Below are 17,317 nucleotides of genomic sequence, written 5' to 3' on the forward strand. Positions count from 1 at the left end.
GATCGCTCCGCCTTTTTCTTGAACTACGGCGCGCCATGCGGGCGAGGCCACCCAGTCAGATCACGGAATCCGTCCAGCGCACGATTTCCTGCGCCGCAGTCCCGAACGCCCTGTCGAGCGCGGCGACATAGGCCTGGTTGCCGCTTCCCGAGACGGGAGCCGATGCGGTGAAGTCCTTCGAGGCCCGAACTTCTCCGTTGCGGTCGTTCAGAACGCGTACGAACAGGTCGACGCTGGCGTTTTGCGCACCGTCGACCTGAACCTCGAACGAGCGAACCTCGACGATGATCTGATAGTCGATCGCCAGCCCCTCGCCCGGCTTGCCGACGCCGGCAAAGCTGCCCGAGCGCTGGAACGTCTCGGCCAGTCGCGCCTGCACGATCAGCGGCAGGCGATCGGCCCATTGCGCGCCCTTGAGGTACTGGATGGAACGCGCCGACGATTTGATGACGATATTCTGGCTGTCCAGCGCCTTGAGCGCCGACGGTTCCGCGATCAGGATCTGACGGCGGCTGTGGGCCTTGGTCGAAACCGACGGGGCCGACAACTCAAACGTGTCGAGCGGCGCGGGGCCGCCGCCCGGCAGCGCCGCGCACCCGGCCAGGGAAAAGACAAGGAGTGCTACGCTCGAATAGAGCCTGATCGATTTCACGCGCGATCCCCGTTGTCTCTGCGGACCTCAATTCGTTCGGACCGCCCTTGTGGCGCCGAAGTCGATTTTCTGGGGCGGGTTAGGGGCGATGTCAACGCCGCGCCCGCCCGTCATACTGGCGTACCTCGCCCGATCCGCCCGAAAGAATCTTCTGCGGATTGCGGCTGAGGTCGGTGACAGCTTCCTCGATACGGCCGATGGAGCGGCGGCTATCCTGCACCAGGGCATTTATGTTTTGCAGACCCTGCCCCGAAAAGCGCGCCAGATTGTCGGTGATCGTGCCAAGGCGCGCGTTCAGCGTATCCGCCACCTGCTTGAACGATTTGAGCGTTTCCCTTGCATCGGCCATGACGCCATTGGCCTCGCCGGAACCCAGCAGTTTGTCGACTTTGAGCAAGATGCCATCGACGCGCACAGAGGCGGCGTTGAGACGCGAGGCCAACTGCTTCGCGTCATGGATGGTCTGGTCGATATCGTCAGCCCTGTCGGCGAATTTATCCGTAACCACGGCGATATCGGCAGCTGCCTTATTTGCGTTTTCACTGGCTTTCTGGATGTTGGAGAGCGCCGCCCGGACATCCTCCGGATTGACGGCATCAAGCACACCATCGACCTTGGCCAAGGTGCCTTGCGTACTTTTGGCGAAATCGTTGATCGACCCGACAGCGGTATCGACGTTGCTGACCACCCGCTCGAACTGCCCGCTGGTCTCTTTCAAATTGTTGGTTACGGTGTTGATATTGGCTACGATCTGTTTGACCTGATCCTTGTCCACCGAATTGAGCAATCCCTCCGCAGCCTTCAGGGTTCCGTCGAGCTTGCCGGAAACGCTGCTTACCGTGTCGGACAGCGCGCTCACGCTGGCCAGGAATTTATCGATGCCGTCGGCATTCTTCGCCAGAGAGTCGGAAAACGCCTGGGCGTTCTGAACGGTCTGGGTCAGCGGGCCGCGAACGTCTTTCGCAAAGCCTTCCAACTCGGAAAGCACCGCGTCGGCGCGCTGGAAAATATCCTGTGCCGTCTGCAGCAGGTTCGTCACCGCCGATGGGTTGGCGACAATTACGGCAACCTTGCCTTCCAACTCGGCCTGGTCGAGGAGATTGACCTCTTTGGGGTCCGCCCCCTTGAGTTCGATATTGGCCTGCCCGGTCAGGCCCGCGAGACCAATATCGGCCTTGGTCGACTTGGTGATCGGCGTCGTGCGGTCAACCTCGGTATCGGCGATGGCCGCTGTCGGGTTGTTCACGTCGATATAGACGCGCTTGACGTCGCCCACCTTGATGCCGTTGAACAACACGAAGCTGCCGCGCCCAAGACCGGATGCAGAACCGGGAATGCGGACGCGCAGCATCACCGTCTCGCCCCGGTCGCCGATCGCGGCGGTCCAGTAGACGAAGGCGAACGCCGCAAGAATGGCGGTCAGCGTGAATATCCCGACGATAACGTAGTTGGCTCTGGTTTCCATTGCCGTGATTATGGTTGTGTGCGTGCGGCAAGATCAAGTTGCCGGGCGCGTTTGCCACGGAAATAGGATTTCACCCAGGGTTCTTCACTCTTCATCATGTCGTCTATCGTGCCTTCGATCAGAATCTTCTTGTTTCCAAGCACCGCTACACGGTCGCAGGCGGTAAAAAGCGAATCAAGATCGTGCGTGACCATGTAGACGGTCAGGTCCATGGTGTCGCGAAGCTTGACGACGAGTTCGTCGAATTCGGCGGCACTGATGGGGTCGAGACCGGAGGTCGGTTCGTCCAGGAAGACGATGTCCGGGTCCAGCGCCAGCGCCCGCGCCAGCGCTGCCCGCTTGATCATGCCGCCGGAAAGTTCGGACGGGTACTTTCGCGCCGCATCAGGCGGCAGCCCGACCAGCTCGATCTTGAGCATGGCCAGTTCATCCATGAGCCTGGGCGGCAAATCGAGGTATTCCCGCATCGGCACCTGCACGTTTTCCAGCACCGTCAGCGCCGAAAACAGCGCGCCGTGCTGGAAAAGAACGCCCAAACGCATGTCAATTCGCAATCGATCCAGGTCGCTCGCCTCTTCGACATCGACGCCGAACAGCCTGATCGTGCCGGATTGCTTCTTGTTGAGGTTCAGAATGGTGCGCAGCAGCACGGATTTTCCTGCGCCTGAGGCACCGACAAAACCCAAGATCTCGCCGCGCCGTATATCTAGAAACAGATGGTCCAGGATGACCTTGCCGGAGAAGGCGACCGTGATATCGTGCGCGGAAAGAACGATTTCGTCGCTGCCCTTGGGAGCCGCTATTTCGGGCGCGTCTTCAACAGCTATCATCTCAGAACTCTATCGCCGCATAGAACATGGCAAATAGCCCATCGAGTATGATGACGACGAAGATCGATTTCACCACCGAGGCGGTAACGTGCTGGCCGAGTGATTCGGCGCTGCCGCCCACCTTCATGCCTTCGACCGAAGCGATCGTACCGATGATGATCGCCATGAAGGGCGCCTTGATGAGACCGGCGAAGATGGTGCTCGTGTCGATGGCGGACCGCAGCCGATCGACAAAGGCGGCGGGTGGTATGTCGGAATAGAAATACGCCGCCGCCATGCCGCCGCCGAGCGCGGCGAAATTGGCGATGATGGTCAAGCAGGGCAAGGCAATCACCAGGGCAACGAGGCGCGGAAAGACCAGGACGCCAATGGGGTTGAGGCCGATCACCTTGAGGGCGTCGACCTCCTCGCGCATCTTCATCGAGCCGATTTCGGCGGTGATGGCGCTGCCGGAGCGGCCCGCTATCATGATCGCGGTCATCAGCACGCCCATCTCGCGCAACACCAGCACGCCGACCAGATCGACGACGAAGATGTCGGCGCCGAAATAGCTGAGCTGGTAGGCGCCCTGCTGGGCAACGATCGCGCCGACGATCGCCGACATCAGCACGACAACAGGGATGGCGCCTACGCCCATGCGGTCAATCTGGCTGAAGATGGCGGCCGGATTGACGGCATGGCCCCGGCCGAGTTTCATCTGCGCGCCGCGGATCGTCGCGCCGAGGATGTTCATGGCGGACAGGAAGTCGTCGCGCATCTCGTAGACGCGCCGCCCCACGGCCTCCAGCACGCGAATGACGATGTTGGGCCGTGGGTCCGCGCCAGAATCCTTGTCGTGCTTGCCGGCCTCGCCGACGGCATCCAGCAGGATCGACGCGACCTTGCTTTGTCCCTGCACGGCAACCTGGCTTCCATTGCCCTCAAAGGCCTTTATGAGGCGGTCGATCAGCCATGCGCCCGCCGTGTCGATCTTGTCGATACCGGAGAGGTCGAGAGCAAGGTTGCTGAATCCCTTGCGCTTTTCCAGTTTGCGCATCTCGTCGTCGATCAAGGCGATCGTGCGCGTCGTCCAGACTCCGGAAAAGGCGCAGCCAAGCACACCATCCTCCTCGCCCACTTCTATGCGCGGCTGGTGGTTGGCGGCGGCGGTAGCTGTCGTGCTTGCGTCCCGTTTCCCGATGGTCAACATGGCGTCCTGTTTAGCGTGATGAACAAGGCCTGTCGATTTGACGAAGTCCCTGTTTACGCACGACTGGAGAAGAAAAATATGGCGCGTGTCATTTCGGTTGTTGCCGAGCGATTCCCCATTGCTGGCGTTTTCACCATTTCACGCGGCTCCAAAACGGAAGCCGAGGTCATTGCCTGCAGGATACGAGACGGAAACCACCTTGGGCGCGGCGAATGCGTACCCTACCGGCGCTACGGCGAAACGATGGAAAGCGTGCTTGCGCAGATCGATACGGCGCGCGCCGATGTGGCCAACGGGATGAGTCGCGCCGACCTGGTTGCCGCGATGCCAGCGGGTGCCGCCCGCAACGCCGTCGATTGCGCCTTGTGGGATCTGGAGGCAAAAACCAGCGGCGTTTCGGTCGCCGCCCGCATCGGTACGGTGCCCCGCCCGCTCGAAACAGCCTACACGCTGTCGCTGGGCGAGCCGGAAGCAATGGCGGCGCAGGCCCGCGCCAATGCCGCAAGGCCGCTTCTGAAGGTAAAGATTGGCGGCGGCAACGGGGATATCGCCCGCATTCGCGCCGTGACGCAGGCGGCACCATCCAGCCGAATCATCCTCGATGCCAATGAAGGGTGGAGCGAAGACAACATCGCCGAGAACCTGGCGGTCGCGGCCGAACTCGGTATCGCGCTGATCGAGCAACCGCTGCCGGTCGGCAAGGACGCGCTCTTGCGCGATATGGCGCATCCCGTGCCGATCTGCGCCGACGAAAGCGTGCATGTCGCGGCTGACCTGCCGTCGCTGCTTGGCCTGTACGACGTCGTCAACATCAAGCTGGACAAGTCCGGCGGGCTGACGGAAGCGCTCCTGTTGCGCGACAGAGCGCGAGAACTGGGTTTCGGCATCATGGTAGGCTGCATGGTCGGCACGTCGCTTGCCATGGCACCGGCGGTTCTTCTGGCGCAGGACGCGGAGTTTGTCGATCTCGACGGCCCGCTGCTGCTGGCGCGCGACCGCACGCCCGGCCTCACCTATGAAGGCTCGCTCGTCTCGCCTCCGCAAAATGCCCTGTGGGGCTGACTGGCCCTGATAACAGGATCGTGGTTGCCGCCTGCCATGCGGGCGGTTAGCTTGCGGCTCTTTGAAGGAGTATGTTTCATGGATCTCGGAATTCGCGGGAAGAAGGCCATCGTTTGTGCATCCAGCAAGGGACTGGGACGAGGCTGCGCCTTTGCCCTTGCCGAAGCTGGATGCGACCTTGTCGTCAACGGCCGCAATGGCGAGTTGCTGGCGCGCACGGCCGCTGAATTGCGCGAACAATTCGGCGTCGAGGTGAAAGAAATCGTTGGCGACGTTTCGAAGCCCGAGGTGCAACAGGCGCTACTGGCCGCATGTCCCGATCCGGACATTCTCGTCAACAACAATGGCGGACCGCCTTTCCGCGACTTCCGCGAACTCGACCGGGAGAAAATCCTCGAAGGCGTCACCAACAACATGGTCACCCCCATCGAACTGGTCAAAGCAGTAATCGACGGCATGGCCGCGCGCGGCTTCGGCCGTATCGTCAACATCACTTCGCTGTCGGTATATGTGCCCATTGCCGGTCTCGACCTGTCGTCGGGCGCGCGCGCCGGGCTGACATCTTTCCTGGCAGGCGTTGCCCGCACCGTTGCCGACAAGAACGTCACCATCAACAACATGCTTCCTGGCAAGCTCGACACCGACCGCCTGCGCGGCCCGCACGAAGCCGGCAGCGTCGAAGACCCGGCTGCCGCTGCGGCGCGCAAGACGCGCATTTCGGCCGACGTTCCCGCCAAGCGACTTGGGACACCAGAAGAGTTCGGCCAGATTTGTGCTTTCCTGTGTTCCGTCCACGCGGGATACCTGACGGGCCAGAACATACCGGTGGATGGCGGGCTTTACGTCAGCGCGTTTTGAAGGCGCGGATAGCGGGGGGCTTTCCAACTTCAGAAGCGGTTCTTTGGAGCCAAGGGCGGCGGCGCCATTTTCACCCTCGAAAATCTGCCGCCACATGGTAGATGATTTGCAGTCAATAGAGGGGGACCGCGACCATGGAAGGCGATAGCACCAAGACCACATGGTCGGATCTGGATGAAGCGGCCCTCCATTTCCACAAGTATCCAATTCCGGGCAAGCTCGAAATCCAGGCGACCAAGCCGCTCGGCAATCAGCGCGACCTGGCGCTGGCATACTCGCCCGGCGTTGCCGCACCTTGCCTTGCCATCCAGGACGACCCGGCAACGGCCGCCGATTACACCGCTCGCGCCAATCTCGTCGGCGTCATCTCCAACGGCACGGCGGTGCTCGGCCTCGGCAATATCGGCCCGCTCGCTTCCAAGCCGGTGATGGAAGGCAAGGCGGTCCTGTTCAAGAAATTCGCCGGCATCGACGTGTTCGACATCGAAATCGACGCTTTGGAAATCGACCGCATGGTCGAAACGATCTCCGCGCTGGAGCCGACCTTCGGCGGCATCAATCTCGAAGACATCAAGGCGCCGGAATGCTTCGATGTGGAGGAACAACTGAAGGCCCGCATGAGCATCCCGGTCTTCCACGACGACCAGCACGGCACGGCCATTATCGTTGCTGCTGCCATCCTGAATGGCCTGGAGTTTGCCGGCAAGGAAATCAGAGACATCAAGGTCGTTACATCAGGGGCCGGTGCGGCGGCGCTGGCCTGTCTCAATCTGCTGGTCCTGCTCGGGGTGCAGATCGAGAACATCTGGGTCACCGACCGCTTCGGCGTCGCCTACAAGGGGCGAACCGAGGAAATGGACCGATGGAAGGACCCTTACGTCAAGGACACGAATGCCCGCACGCTGGCGGATGTCCTGCCCGGCACCGACGTCTTCCTCGGTCTTTCGGCCGCCGGAGTATTGAAACCCGAAATGCTCGAACTCATGGCGGAAAAGCCGTTGATCCTGGCGCTGGCTAATCCGAATCCCGAAATAATGCCGGATCTCGCCCGCGCCGCGCGGCCCGACGCGATGATATGCACCGGCAGGTCGGATTTTCCCAATCAAGTCAATAACGTACTCTGTTTTCCTTACATCTTTCGCGGCGCGCTCGACTGTGGCGCGAGCGCCATCAACGAGGAGATGAAGATGGCCGCCGTGCGCGCCATCGCGGCTTTGGCGCGCGAGGAGCCGTCCGATGTCGCGGCGCGCGCCTATTCCGGTGAGACGCCGATATTCGGTCCGGAATTCCTTATCCCCTCGCCGTTCGATCCCCGCCTCATCCTGCGCATAGCGCCAGCCGTCGCCAAGGCGGCCTGCGATACCGGCGTCGCGACGCGGCCGATCACCGACATGGCGGCCTATATCGACAAGCTGAACCGTTTCGTCTTCCGCTCCGGCCTAGTCATGAAGCCGGTATTTTCGACGGCCAAGGCTTCGACCACCAAACGCGTCATTTATGCCGACGGCGAAGACGAGCGCGTACTGCGTGCCGCCCAGGTGGTGCTGGAAGAAGGCATTGCCGAACCGATCCTCATCGGGCGCCCGCATGTCGTCGAGGTACGGCTCAAGCGCCACGGCCTGCGTATCCGGCCGGGCGTGGACTTCGAACTGATCAACCCCGAGGACGATCCGCGCTATCGCCACTATGTCGACCTGTTCATCGAACTTGGCGGGCGGCGCGGCATAACGCAGGAAGCCGCCCGCACCATGGTGCGCACACACACCACGGTGATTGCCTCGCTGGCACTGAAGCGCGGCGACGCCGATGCGATGCTGTGCGGACTGGAGGGACGCTTTGCTCGCCATTTGCGGAACGTCGACCTGATTATCGGGCCGCGAACCGGCATCAAGGATCACGAACTGTCAACGCTTTCGATGCTGATCTCGCAGCGCGGGGTGCTGTTCCTGACCGACACCCATGTCTGCGTCGATCCGACCGCCGAGAAGATCGCGGAAATGACGATTCTTGCGGCCGATGAAATCCGCCGCTTCGGCATCGAGCCGAAGGCCGCTTTACTGTCGCTGTCCGATTTCGGCTCCCGCGATACGCCAAGCACGCTGAAGATGCGCAAGGCGGCGGCCCTTCTGGCACATTTGGCCCCCGAACTGCAATGCGACGGCGAAATGCACGCCGATACCGCCCTGTCCAGCGCGCTTCGCCAGCGCGTCTATCCGCATTCGCGCCTCAAGGGCGAAGCCAATCTGCTGGTGTTCCCCACGCTCGACGCGGCCAACATCACGCTGACGGCGTTGCAGGCGACACTGGATGCGCTGCATGTTGGCCCGATCCTGCTCGGCACGGACAAACCGGCACACATCCTGACACCTTCCGTAACCTCGCGCGGCGTTGTCAACATGACGGCGCTTGCGGTAGTCGAGGCCACGCAGAAGGCGGCGCAGGCTACGGAGGCAGCCGGCTAGAACGGACCGAAAGTGGATACTGGTTTTCGGGTTATTCCGATGCTGATTAAAGAATTGGAGCGCCGGGTGCCCGAAGGGACGCACGACGTCCTAAGAAACGGGTAACACGGATGCGATAAATTCCAGGGTTGGCGCACCGGGTGCCTGTTCTGTTTGCCAGTGGGCAGCGGCGGCACGGAGGAAAAATGGCGAGGGGCACGAGCAAGACGGCATTTTTCGCCCTGGCGTTGCTTGGCGCGCTTGCCGTTTCGTTCGCGGACATCGGCCAGACTTTTGCTGCTTCGAGCGCCTGCCGGCAATTGGAAGCCGAGCTTGCCAGTGCAGGCAGCGGTGGCCGGGCACGCCCTTCACAGATCCGGAAATACGATTCCGCCATTGCCAGGCAGGGCGCGGAAATGACGAAGGCGCGAAGCAGGGCGCGCCAGGCCGGTTGCGGATTTTCAATCTTTGCCGGAAATGTCAGCGCCTGCGCGGCGCTGAACGCTTCCCTGGACCGCATGGCAAAAAACCTCGACACGCTGCGCCGCGACCGCGCCAAACTTGCCAAGGGAACCGCGCGCCGTGACCGTTCGCAGATCATGGCCGCGCTGAAAGCCAAAAAATGCCGAGCAACCGAAACGGCAGTGAAAGAACTTCCTGAAAGGAAGAAGACGGGCGACTGGCTCCTGGAAAAGCCGCAACGCAACATCGATCTCGATGATGCGTTGCAGGCGGATACGGTGGAACCTGCCGGCAAGGGCTATCTCAACACCTTGATGCGCGTGACCACGGCCGAGGCCCCTCGTGGCGAATTCCGCACGATGTGCGTGCGCACCTGCGATGGCTATTTCTTCCCGATGTCGAACGCCGCTTCCCTGCGGGATTTCGAGCGCGACCAGAAAAACTGCGAGTCGAGCTGCCCTGGAACCGAAATGCAGGTGTTTTATACGCGCGGCATCGGTGACGATTCGGCCAACATGACGTCGTCCGTCACGGGCAGGCCCTATACCGAATTGCCGACGGCCTATCTCTACAAAAAACCGGGCAATCCGGATGCGCCGGCCTGCGGCTGCAATGCGGCACAGGGTTTCGAGGTCATCGGCGGCCGGTCAGGCCAGCAACACTCCGAATCGGAATCCCCCAGCATTACGTCCTTTGCGCCATCGCCTGCGGCAAAGCCCGCTCCTGCTGACACAGCGACCGACAAGGCGTCAGAGGTGCTGGAACCCGGCAACCAGCCCAGCCTGCCAGCGACCGACCGGAAAGTCAGGGTCGTCGCGCCAGCGTTCCTTCCAGCCCCAGAAGCGGCAATAGATCTGCAAGTTCCGGGCCCGACTCCAGCCCGGTAAGCGCCAGCCGAAGTGGCATGAACAAGGCTTTTCCCTTGCGGCCGGTGTCCTTCTTGACGGCATTCGTCCAGTCTTTCCAGATCGATGCCTCCCACGGCTCCTGCGGCAGCAGGTCGAAAGCACGGCGCAGATAGGCTACATCCTCGTCGGAGTGCTCAGGCTTTTCTGTCGGGCCTTCGTTGACGATCCGCCACCACCGGCCGGCGTCGTTAAGCCGGTCGAGATTGCCGCGCACCGCCATCCAGAACGGCTCCGCGCGCTCGTCCGATATGCCGAGCAATGCCAGCCTGTCGCGCGCTTCCGCAAAAGGCATGTGATGCAGCAGGACGCGGTTAAGCACCACCAGCTCATCCGGGTCGAATTTAGACGCGGACTTCGAGGTGGCGGCCGGATCGAAATGGTCGCCCAGTTCAGCCATTGTCGGGATGGCTTGGACATTCTCGGAGGTGCCGACCAGCACGGCCAGCGAGGCAACCGCCATCGGCTCGATGCCGGATTCGCGCAGGCCTTCGATGGACAGCGCACCGGTTCGCTTGGAAAGCCCCTCGCCCGAAGTCGTGGTCAGCAGATTATGGTGGCCAAAAACCGGCACTTCGGCACCCAGCGCCCGAAAGATTGCCATTTGCACGCCGGTATTGGTGACATGGTCGTCGCCGCGGATGACATGGGTGACGCCAAGATCGATATCGTCGACGACCGAAGGCAGCGTATAGAGATACGTGCCGTCCTCGCGCACCAGAACCGGATCGGATAGCGAGGAGAGATCGACCGTCTCTTCGCCGCGCACCAGATCGTTCCAATGAATTTCCGTGCGTTCCGTCTCCGATGGATCGCTGGCAAAGTTGGGCAACAGGAAGCGCCAGTGCGGCCGGCGCCCGTCAGCCTCGAATGCCGCAATCTGCTCGGCGGTCAGCATCAGCGCCTCGCGACCATAAACCGGTGGCAGCCCGCGCGTGCGCCGCACCTTGCGCCGAAGGTCGAGTTCTTCCGGCGTTTCATAACAGGCATAAAGCAGGCCTGCCGCCTTCAGCTTTTCGACGGCGGCATCGTAGATGTCGAAGCGTTTCGACTGATATTCCGTGGCGTCCTGAAAAATACCCAGCCAATGCAGGTCATAGAGGATGGAATCCGCATATTCCTGCTTCGAGCGCGCAATGTCTGTATCGTCGAAGCGCTGGATGAAGCGGCCCTTGTGCTTTTGAGCAAAAAGCCAGTTGAACAGAGCCGTGCGCGCATTGCCGATATGGATGCGGCCGGTGGGCGAAGGGGCGAAACGAACGGTGACTGTCATGTACGGGGCCTAAAGGATGGCTCCGCATTTTGCAACAGAACCCATATCCTGCGAAGCGCGCATTCGAGCGCGCCTCGCAGGATATGCGGTCAAATAGCCGAATGTCTAGTTGACGGAATCCTGCTGCGGAGCGGTTCCTGTCGCGTCCGCCACCGGCAGTTCCGCGCTTGCCAGTTGATCGGCGCAAATTTCGGCAGCACCGGTGACCGGCTTCTCCATCTTGGCGAATGTGACCCATCCGCCGTCGCTTACGAAGCTATCACGCTTCCAGGAGTCGACTTTCTTCAGTTCGGCCAGCTTTGCGGTAGCGTCAGGCGCCTGGAGGAAGCGGTTGACGCATATATTTGCAGCGAGTTGCGCCGCTGCGTGTTCGCCGGACGCCTCGGCCTGTTTTGTCGCGGTTCCCCCCGTTACCCAGCCGCCCCACGAAAAGCCGACAATGATCGTCAGGACAGCCGCACCGATGCACGACCAGAACCATACAGCTTTCGAAGGCCGATAGGCGCTGAAGTTCTCTCCAATGGACATTGTTTTTCTCCCTTGTGATTATCCATGGTTTCTCGGAAACTACCGCGATATCCGATCACGATATGACAAATCCTATCACATATCGTGATCGACGATACCCCGAATGCCGGGTCCGGCGGGCGTTTCGTCTTTCCAAGGGAGTCGAAGCGGATAACGCCCGCTAGAGCGGCGGACGCTCAGCTAAATCCGCGGTGCTGCTCTATCCTTTTGTTTGCGCATCGGATTTTCCGAAAACCGGTAACCACTTTTCGGTCCGATGCTCTATCCGCGATCACGAAACCTGTTGGTGATCGGGTATCGACGGTCGCGGCCGAAGTTTTTTCGGGTGATCTTGACGCCCGGCGCTGCCTGGCGGCGTTTATACTCGGCTATGTATAGAAGATGCTCGACCCTGGTGACGGTTGCGCGGTCATGGCCCCGCGCGACGATCTCGTCGACACCCATTTCATTCTCGACCAGGCATTCCAGGATGTCGTCCAGCGACGGATAAGGCGGCAGCGAGTCCTGATCGGTCTGATTCTCCCGCAATTCGGCCGACGGTGCCTTGTCGATGATGTTGGCGGGGATAACCTCGCCGGCAGGGCCAAGCGCGTCGGATGGCACATGTGCATTGCGCCAGCGCGACAGCGCATAGACCTGCATCTTGTACATGTCCTTGATCGGATTGAAGCCGCCGTTCATGTCGCCGTAGAGCGTGGCATAGCCCACCGACATTTCCGACTTGTTCCCGGTCGTCACCACCATCGAGCCGAACTTGTTGGAAATGGCCATCAGGATGGTGCCGCGCGCGCGCGACTGCAGGTTTTCCTCGGTAATATCCGGCTTCGTGCCTGCAAATAGCGGTGCTAGAGCGTGCGCGAACCCGTCGACCGGCTCCGCAATCGGAACGATATCGTAGCGGCAGCCAAGCGCGCGGGCGCAATCCTTCGCATCCTTCAGCGAATCCTTGGTCGTGTAGCGATATGGCATCATCACCGCATGCACCCGCTCCTCGCCCAGCGCATCGACGGCAAGGGCGGCGCAGATGGCCGAATCAATACCGCCGGAAAGGCCAAGCACGACATTCTTGAAACCGTTCTTGTTGACGTAGTCGCGCAGCCCGAGCAGGCAGGCGCGATAGTCCGCCTCTTCCTTTTCGGGAACCTTCGACATCGGCCCTTGCGTACAGGTCCAGCCTTCCTCACCGCGCTTCCAGGTGGTGACGTCAACCGCCGCCTCGAACTGGCTCATCTGGAAAGCCAGCGACTTGTCGGCCTGAATGGCGAAGGAAGCGCCGTCGAACACCAATTCGTCCTGCCCGCCAAGCTGGTTGGCGTAGACCATGGGAAGGCCAGTCTCGATGACCTGCCGGAGAACGACTTGTTGGCGGGCGTCCATCTTGCCGCGATAATAGGGGGAGCCGTTCGGCACGAGCAGGATTTCCGCTCCCGATTCGGCCAGCGTCTCGCAAACGCCGAGGTCGCCCCAGACGTCCTCGCAAATCGGGATGCCCAGCCGGATACCACGAAAATTGACCGGCCCGGGCAATTCCGGCCCCGCCTGGAAAACGCGCTTCTCGTCGAATTCGCCGTAATTCGGCAAATCGGCCTTGAAGCGCTCGGCGATGATCTTGCCGCCATCGGCGACGACGATCGAATTGTGCGTACCGCTCTTGCGCTTCAACGGCGTCCCGATGATGACGCCCGGCCCGCCATCGGCGGTATCCGTGGCCAGATCATCGACGGCGCGTTCGCACGCCTTCAGGAAAGCCGGCTTCAAAACCAGATCCTCCGGCGGATAGCCGGAAATGAACAGCTCCGTGAAAAGCACGACATCGGCACGCTGCCGGGCTGCGTCGGCCCTCGCCTCGCGTGCCTTCGCAAGATTGCCTGCTATGTCGCCGACAGTGGGGTTCAGTTGGGCGACGGCGATGCGGATCGTATCGGGGGGCGTGCTCATGAGACGCCTATTATCGCGCCCCAGCCGCGCGGGCAATCCGCTTCATTGGCGCACACGGCGCTTGATCTGGATGGCAGGGCGGTGCGAACGGCCGGTCTATTTCGCGGCGCGCTTGGCGCGCGTGGCATTCTTGCCTTTGCCATCGTCCAACCTGGCCTCTATGGCCGTCTCGATGGCGCGCTTGACCTCATCCTTGACTGAAGCCGTCTCGGCCATCACCGCGTCGACCTTCATGAAATCGAGGACGCGAAAGCGCGAAACCGGCGGGCGGATCAATATATCCGGGCGGCACCGCTTGAGCTTGTTGGTGATGATCGACTGCATCATCAACTGCGTTGCACCGAACATCAGGTCAACGGTCGACGGGAGCTTGCGCTCAACGTCGGAAGGCGCGCCGACGACATCGATGGCAAGAATGATGTCGGCTTCGTTCTCGATCAGGTCGAACGGAACCGGGTTGTAAATGCCGCCGTCGATCAGCATGCGGCCGTCGCGCATGACCGGGCGAAACACCGCCGGGATCGCAGCCGATGCGGCCAGCGCCGAATGCAGGTCGCCCTCCGACAGGATAGCAAGCTTGTGGCCGAAGAAATCGGTGGCCGTTACCTTCAGCGGGATCTTCAGTTCCGCAAAAGTGGCTGGCACGGCTTCCGGCAGGAATGCCTTCAGAATCCGCTCGATATTGAACTGGCTGACGCGAAAGCCGCCCTCGATCATTTCGGCAAACGTGCCAGGCCGGGCCCGCCACATCCGGGTCGCGACCTGAGCGCGATGCGTGAGGATCGAACGGGCGTGTTCGCGAATGTCCTTGCCGGCAATGCCGGCCGCCATGCCGGCCCCCATGATGGCGCCAATGGACGAGCCGGCGATTGCCACCGGGCGGATGCCGAGTTCGTCCAGCGCCTCGATGACGTGGATATGCGCCAGACCGCGCGCGCCACCGCCGCCAAAGGCGATGCCGAAGGTCGGGCTCACCTTTTTTCCCCGTCGTGCAACTCCGGCCCGACGACCATGATCGCCGGTTTGGCCGACAAAAGCTTGGTCGCCACCGCCTTGACCTGATCGAGGGTTACCCCCTGCAGATAGGCTTCCCGGTTCTGCATGTAATCGATGCCGAGATGGTCGAGTTGAAGCTGAAGCAAAGTGCCGGCAATGGCGCCCGACGAGTCCAGATTGTTGATGGCATAGGACCCGATCAGATATTCCTTTGCGGCTGCCAGTTCCTGCTCGCTCGGTCCCTCCTCCGCCATCTGCTTGACCACGTCGCGAACCACGCCCAGCGTCTCAGTTGCACGGTCCGAGCGGGTCGCAGTCCCTATGACCAGCGCCGAACTATGGCGTCTGCCGGCCAGCCCGGAACTGACGCTATAGGCCAGTCCACGCTTCTCACGCACCTCCTTGAACAGGCGCGAGGTAAAGGTGCCGCCGCCGAGCATCTCGTTCATCAGCGCCGCCGCGTAAAAATCGGGCGCCGAACGTTTCACGCCGGGATAGGCCATCTGCAGCGATGTCTGCGGCTGGTCGTAAGGGACCTGCATTTCCTGGGCAAGCTTGGGTTCGACATCTGCAACGGGCACCAGCTTCTGCTTTTCGGGCAAGGTGCCGAATATCTGGTCGAGCTCGGATTTCAACGTCTTGGCGTCGATGGCGCCGACAACCGCGACATGAAGGCCGTCGCGGGCAAAGTTTGCCTTGTGGAATGCGCGCAAATCGTCTGCCGTAATCGTGGCAATGCTCTCCTTGGTGCCCTCGTCAGGCCTGGAATAAGGGTGACCGGGATAAAGCGCCTGCGCCCATTTCAGCGCCGCAACCTGATTGGGATCGCGCTCGCCGGAAATGATGCCAGACAGGATCTGGCCGCGGATGCGGTCAATTGGCGCTTGGTCGAAGCGAGGCTCCTCGACAGCGAGCTTCAGAAGGCGAAACGCCTCGTCCTTGCGGTCCGCCAGCAAGCGCATTGCACCGTAGGTGCCGTCGCGGGTCTGGTTGAACCTCATCTCCGCCCCGACTTCGTCCAGCTTGATCTGGAAGGCCTCGCTATCCATATCGCCGGCGCCTTCATCGAACAGGCCGGTCATCAAATTGGCCAGGCCTTCCTTGCCGGCCGGATCCTGGGAACTGCCGCCATCGAAAACGAACTGGATGGCGACGATGGGCACCGAATAGTCTTCCACCAGCCAGGCCGACACGCCGGAATCGGACTTGACCTCCTGAATGGTGACGGCGGCCCGAGCCGTGATTGCCGGCAGCACCAGAAACAGCATCGACAGCAACAATGTCGCGACCGGAACTGCAAGGCGCGCGCGGAACTTCATGAAATAAGCCATCGTTCAGTTCCCCGCCTGCGCCGGCAACAAATAGCCTGTCGTCGCATGGTCCATGCCCAGGTAACGGGCGGCGACGGCCTTGACCTCATCGGTCGTGACCTTGCGTATGCGCTCGGGCCACTGTTCGATGTCCTGCACGCTGCCGCCGGTCGCCAATGTGGCGCCGTATATATTCGCCATGGCCGCCTGCTTGTCGCGCGCGAAAATCATCGAGCGGACGAACCGGTCTTTCGCCTTGTCCAGTTCATCCTGGCTAACCCCGTCCTTGGCGATGCGCGCGACCTCCGCATTCACCGCGGCTTCCACGTCGGCAAGCTTGGCGTCGCCGCGCGGCGCGCCATAGACGGAAAAGCTGGTATCGTCGAGCATCCTGCCCTGGAACGACGCCCCGGCGCTTGCGGCAATGCCCTGCTTGACGACAAGTTGCTGATAGAGGCGGCTGCGAGTGCCGCCGCCGAGGATTTCGGCGAGCAGGTCGAGCGCTTCGGCCTCACCGTGCTTTTGCGAATGGTAGGAAGGCACGACCCATTGCGTGGAAAAGGAAGGCACGCTGACGCGGGCGTCGCGCAGCGTCACCGTCCGCTCGGTGTTCTGATCCGGCTCGACCGGACGGATGCGTGGCGGCAAATCGGGGCCACGCGCCAGCTTGCCGAATGTCTTTTCAGCCAGTTCCTTGACCGTCTCCGGCTCGACATCGCCTGCCACCACCAGCACGGCATTGTTCGGGGTATAGTAATGATCGTAAAAGGCCCTGGCGTCGGTGCGATTGAGTTGCTCCATCTCCTGCTTCCAGCCGATGACCGGGATGCGGTAGGGCTGGTTCTGGTAGAGTGTGGCGTTGACCTCTTCGTCGAGCAGAGCGCTGGGATTATTGTCGATGCGCGAGCGCCGCTCCTCGAGGATGACGTCGCGCTCGGTCGCGATCACGTCGTCGCTCAAAATCAGATTGCGCATCCGGTCGGCTTCAAAGCCCATCATTTCGCCTAGGGCCTGCGGCGTCACCGTCTCATAAAAAGCAGTGTAGTCGTAGGAGGTGAAGGCATTGTTCGAGCCGCCGATGGCGGAGATCGCGGCGTCGAATTCGCCGGCCTTATGATGTGTCGTTGCCTTGAACATCAAATGTTCGAAGAAGTGGGCAATGCCGGATTTTCCCGGCGGCTCGTCGGCGCTGCCGACCTTGTACCAGACCATATGGGTGACGATCGGTGCGCGATGATCGGGAATGACGACGACTTCCATGCCGTTGTCGAGCTGGAAATCCGTCACCTTCCAGCCGTCCGGGGCGGTTTGCGCCAAGGCAGGCCCCATCAGGCAAAACGCGGCTGAGGCAGCCAGGATGGGGAGGCGTAGCCAATCGGCCTTGAATGTCATTGCAACTCCGGAAGTT

The 17,317-nt window shown here is 61.5% G+C and carries 14 protein-coding genes; 4 read left to right on the forward strand and 10 right to left on the reverse strand.

All coding sequences use genetic code 11. The annotated features are described in order from the left end of the window. Positions 1–55: 55 nt before the first annotated feature. The 4 genes from ACX3P1_RS04335 to ACX3P1_RS04350 all read right to left on the reverse strand — a co-directional run bounded on the left by ACX3P1_RS04335 (position 56) and on the right by ACX3P1_RS04350 (position 4,136). Positions 56–652 carry an ABC-type transport auxiliary lipoprotein family protein gene (locus ACX3P1_RS04335; RefSeq protein WP_459078325.1) on the reverse strand — a complete coding sequence of 199 codons (597 nt, stop codon included), beginning with the start codon at positions 650–652 and terminating at the stop codon, positions 56–58. 91 nt (positions 653–743) lie between these two features. Beyond that, positions 744–2,117, reverse strand: coding sequence for an MlaD family protein (locus ACX3P1_RS04340; protein WP_459078326.1), 1,374 nt, complete (start codon positions 2,115–2,117; stop codon positions 744–746). Positions 2,118–2,125: 8 nt separating this feature from the next. Then, positions 2,126–2,947: an ABC transporter ATP-binding protein gene (locus ACX3P1_RS04345; RefSeq protein ID WP_459078327.1), complete on the reverse strand. Its 822-nt coding sequence runs from the start codon at positions 2,945–2,947 to the stop codon at positions 2,126–2,128. Between the two features lies 1 nt (position 2,948). Beyond that, on the reverse strand, positions 2,949–4,136 hold the full coding sequence (locus tag ACX3P1_RS04350) for an ABC transporter permease (protein ID WP_459078328.1): 1,188 nt from the start codon (positions 4,134–4,136) through the stop codon (positions 2,949–2,951). Positions 4,137–4,214: 78 nt separating this feature from the next. Between ACX3P1_RS04350 and dgcA the strand changes: the two genes are divergently transcribed. The 4 genes from dgcA to ACX3P1_RS04370 all read left to right on the forward strand — a co-directional run bounded on the left by dgcA (position 4,215) and on the right by ACX3P1_RS04370 (position 9,846). Then, the gene (gene dgcA, locus ACX3P1_RS04355) at positions 4,215–5,198 is read left to right on the forward strand and encodes an N-acetyl-D-Glu racemase DgcA (RefSeq protein ID WP_459078329.1); all 984 of its coding nucleotides are present in this window, start codon (positions 4,215–4,217) and stop codon (positions 5,196–5,198) included. Positions 5,199–5,276: 78 nt separating this feature from the next. Continuing rightward, positions 5,277–6,056, forward strand: a complete 780-nt coding sequence (locus ACX3P1_RS04360) for an SDR family oxidoreductase (protein ID WP_459078330.1) — start codon at positions 5,277–5,279, stop codon at positions 6,054–6,056. Between the two features lie 134 nt (positions 6,057–6,190). Beyond that, positions 6,191–8,518 carry an NADP-dependent malic enzyme gene (locus ACX3P1_RS04365; RefSeq protein ID WP_459078331.1) on the forward strand — a complete coding sequence of 776 codons (2,328 nt, stop codon included), beginning with the start codon at positions 6,191–6,193 and terminating at the stop codon, positions 8,516–8,518. Positions 8,519–8,703: 185 nt separating this feature from the next. Then, positions 8,704–9,846 (forward strand): DUF2865 domain-containing protein, encoded by a 1,143-nt coding sequence (locus ACX3P1_RS04370; protein WP_459078332.1) that lies wholly within the window; start codon positions 8,704–8,706, stop codon positions 9,844–9,846. On the opposite strand, the gene gltX is transcribed toward ACX3P1_RS04370, so the two are convergent. From gltX to ACX3P1_RS04400, 6 genes are all read right to left on the reverse strand, one after another. Continuing rightward, positions 9,764–11,137, reverse strand: coding sequence for a glutamate--tRNA ligase (gltX, locus tag ACX3P1_RS04375; RefSeq protein WP_459078333.1), 1,374 nt, complete (start codon positions 11,135–11,137; stop codon positions 9,764–9,766). The two genes, ACX3P1_RS04370 and gltX, sit on opposite strands and share 83 nt — an antisense overlap. Before the next feature lie 105 nt (positions 11,138–11,242). Then, on the reverse strand, positions 11,243–11,665 hold the full coding sequence (locus ACX3P1_RS04380) for a hypothetical protein (RefSeq protein WP_459078334.1): 423 nt from the start codon (positions 11,663–11,665) through the stop codon (positions 11,243–11,245). A gap of 261 nt (positions 11,666–11,926) precedes the next feature. Further along, complete coding sequence (locus tag ACX3P1_RS04385) at positions 11,927–13,603, reverse strand: NAD+ synthase (RefSeq protein ID WP_459078335.1); 1,677 nt, start codon at positions 13,601–13,603, stop codon at positions 11,927–11,929. A gap of 96 nt (positions 13,604–13,699) precedes the next feature. Beyond that, on the reverse strand, positions 13,700–14,578 hold the full coding sequence (locus tag ACX3P1_RS04390; protein WP_459078336.1) for a patatin-like phospholipase family protein: 879 nt from the start codon (positions 14,576–14,578) through the stop codon (positions 13,700–13,702). Then, entirely contained in the window at positions 14,575–15,930 is a 1,356-nt protein-coding gene (locus ACX3P1_RS04395) for a M16 family metallopeptidase (RefSeq protein ID WP_459078337.1), read from the reverse strand. The genes ACX3P1_RS04390 and ACX3P1_RS04395 overlap by 4 nt, the downstream gene beginning before the upstream one ends. A gap of 3 nt (positions 15,931–15,933) precedes the next feature. Further along, positions 15,934–17,301 carry a M16 family metallopeptidase gene (locus ACX3P1_RS04400; RefSeq protein WP_459078338.1) on the reverse strand — a complete coding sequence of 456 codons (1,368 nt, stop codon included), beginning with the start codon at positions 17,299–17,301 and terminating at the stop codon, positions 15,934–15,936. Between the last annotated feature and the right edge of the window lie 16 nt (positions 17,302–17,317).

Source organism: Mesorhizobium sp. A623, from assembly GCF_054489405.1.

Excerpts from the sequence above, each read along its gene's own strand:
- ACX3P1_RS04340 (WP_459078326.1), bottom strand. The coding sequence starts at position 2,117 with ATGGAAACCAGAGCCAACTACGTTATCGTCGGGATATTCACGCTGACC.
- ACX3P1_RS04345 (WP_459078327.1), bottom strand. The coding sequence starts at position 2,947 with ATGATAGCTGTTGAAGACGCGCCCGAAATAGCGGCTCCCAAGGGCAGC.
- ACX3P1_RS04350 (WP_459078328.1), bottom strand. The coding sequence starts at position 4,136 with ATGTTGACCATCGGGAAACGGGACGCAAGCACGACAGCTACCGCCGCC.
- dgcA (WP_459078329.1), top strand. The coding sequence starts at position 4,215 with ATGGCGCGTGTCATTTCGGTTGTTGCCGAGCGATTCCCCATTGCTGGC.
- ACX3P1_RS04360 (WP_459078330.1), top strand. The coding sequence starts at position 5,277 with ATGGATCTCGGAATTCGCGGGAAGAAGGCCATCGTTTGTGCATCCAGC.
- ACX3P1_RS04365 (WP_459078331.1), top strand. The coding sequence starts at position 6,191 with ATGGAAGGCGATAGCACCAAGACCACATGGTCGGATCTGGATGAAGCG.
- ACX3P1_RS04370 (WP_459078332.1), top strand. The coding sequence starts at position 8,704 with ATGGCGAGGGGCACGAGCAAGACGGCATTTTTCGCCCTGGCGTTGCTT.
- gltX (WP_459078333.1), bottom strand. The coding sequence starts at position 11,137 with ATGACAGTCACCGTTCGTTTCGCCCCTTCGCCCACCGGCCGCATCCAT.
- ACX3P1_RS04380 (WP_459078334.1), bottom strand. The coding sequence starts at position 11,665 with ATGTCCATTGGAGAGAACTTCAGCGCCTATCGGCCTTCGAAAGCTGTA.
- ACX3P1_RS04385 (WP_459078335.1), bottom strand. The coding sequence starts at position 13,603 with ATGAGCACGCCCCCCGATACGATCCGCATCGCCGTCGCCCAACTGAAC.
- ACX3P1_RS04395 (WP_459078337.1), bottom strand. The coding sequence starts at position 15,930 with ATGGCTTATTTCATGAAGTTCCGCGCGCGCCTTGCAGTTCCGGTCGCG.
- ACX3P1_RS04400 (WP_459078338.1), bottom strand. The coding sequence starts at position 17,301 with ATGACATTCAAGGCCGATTGGCTACGCCTCCCCATCCTGGCTGCCTCA.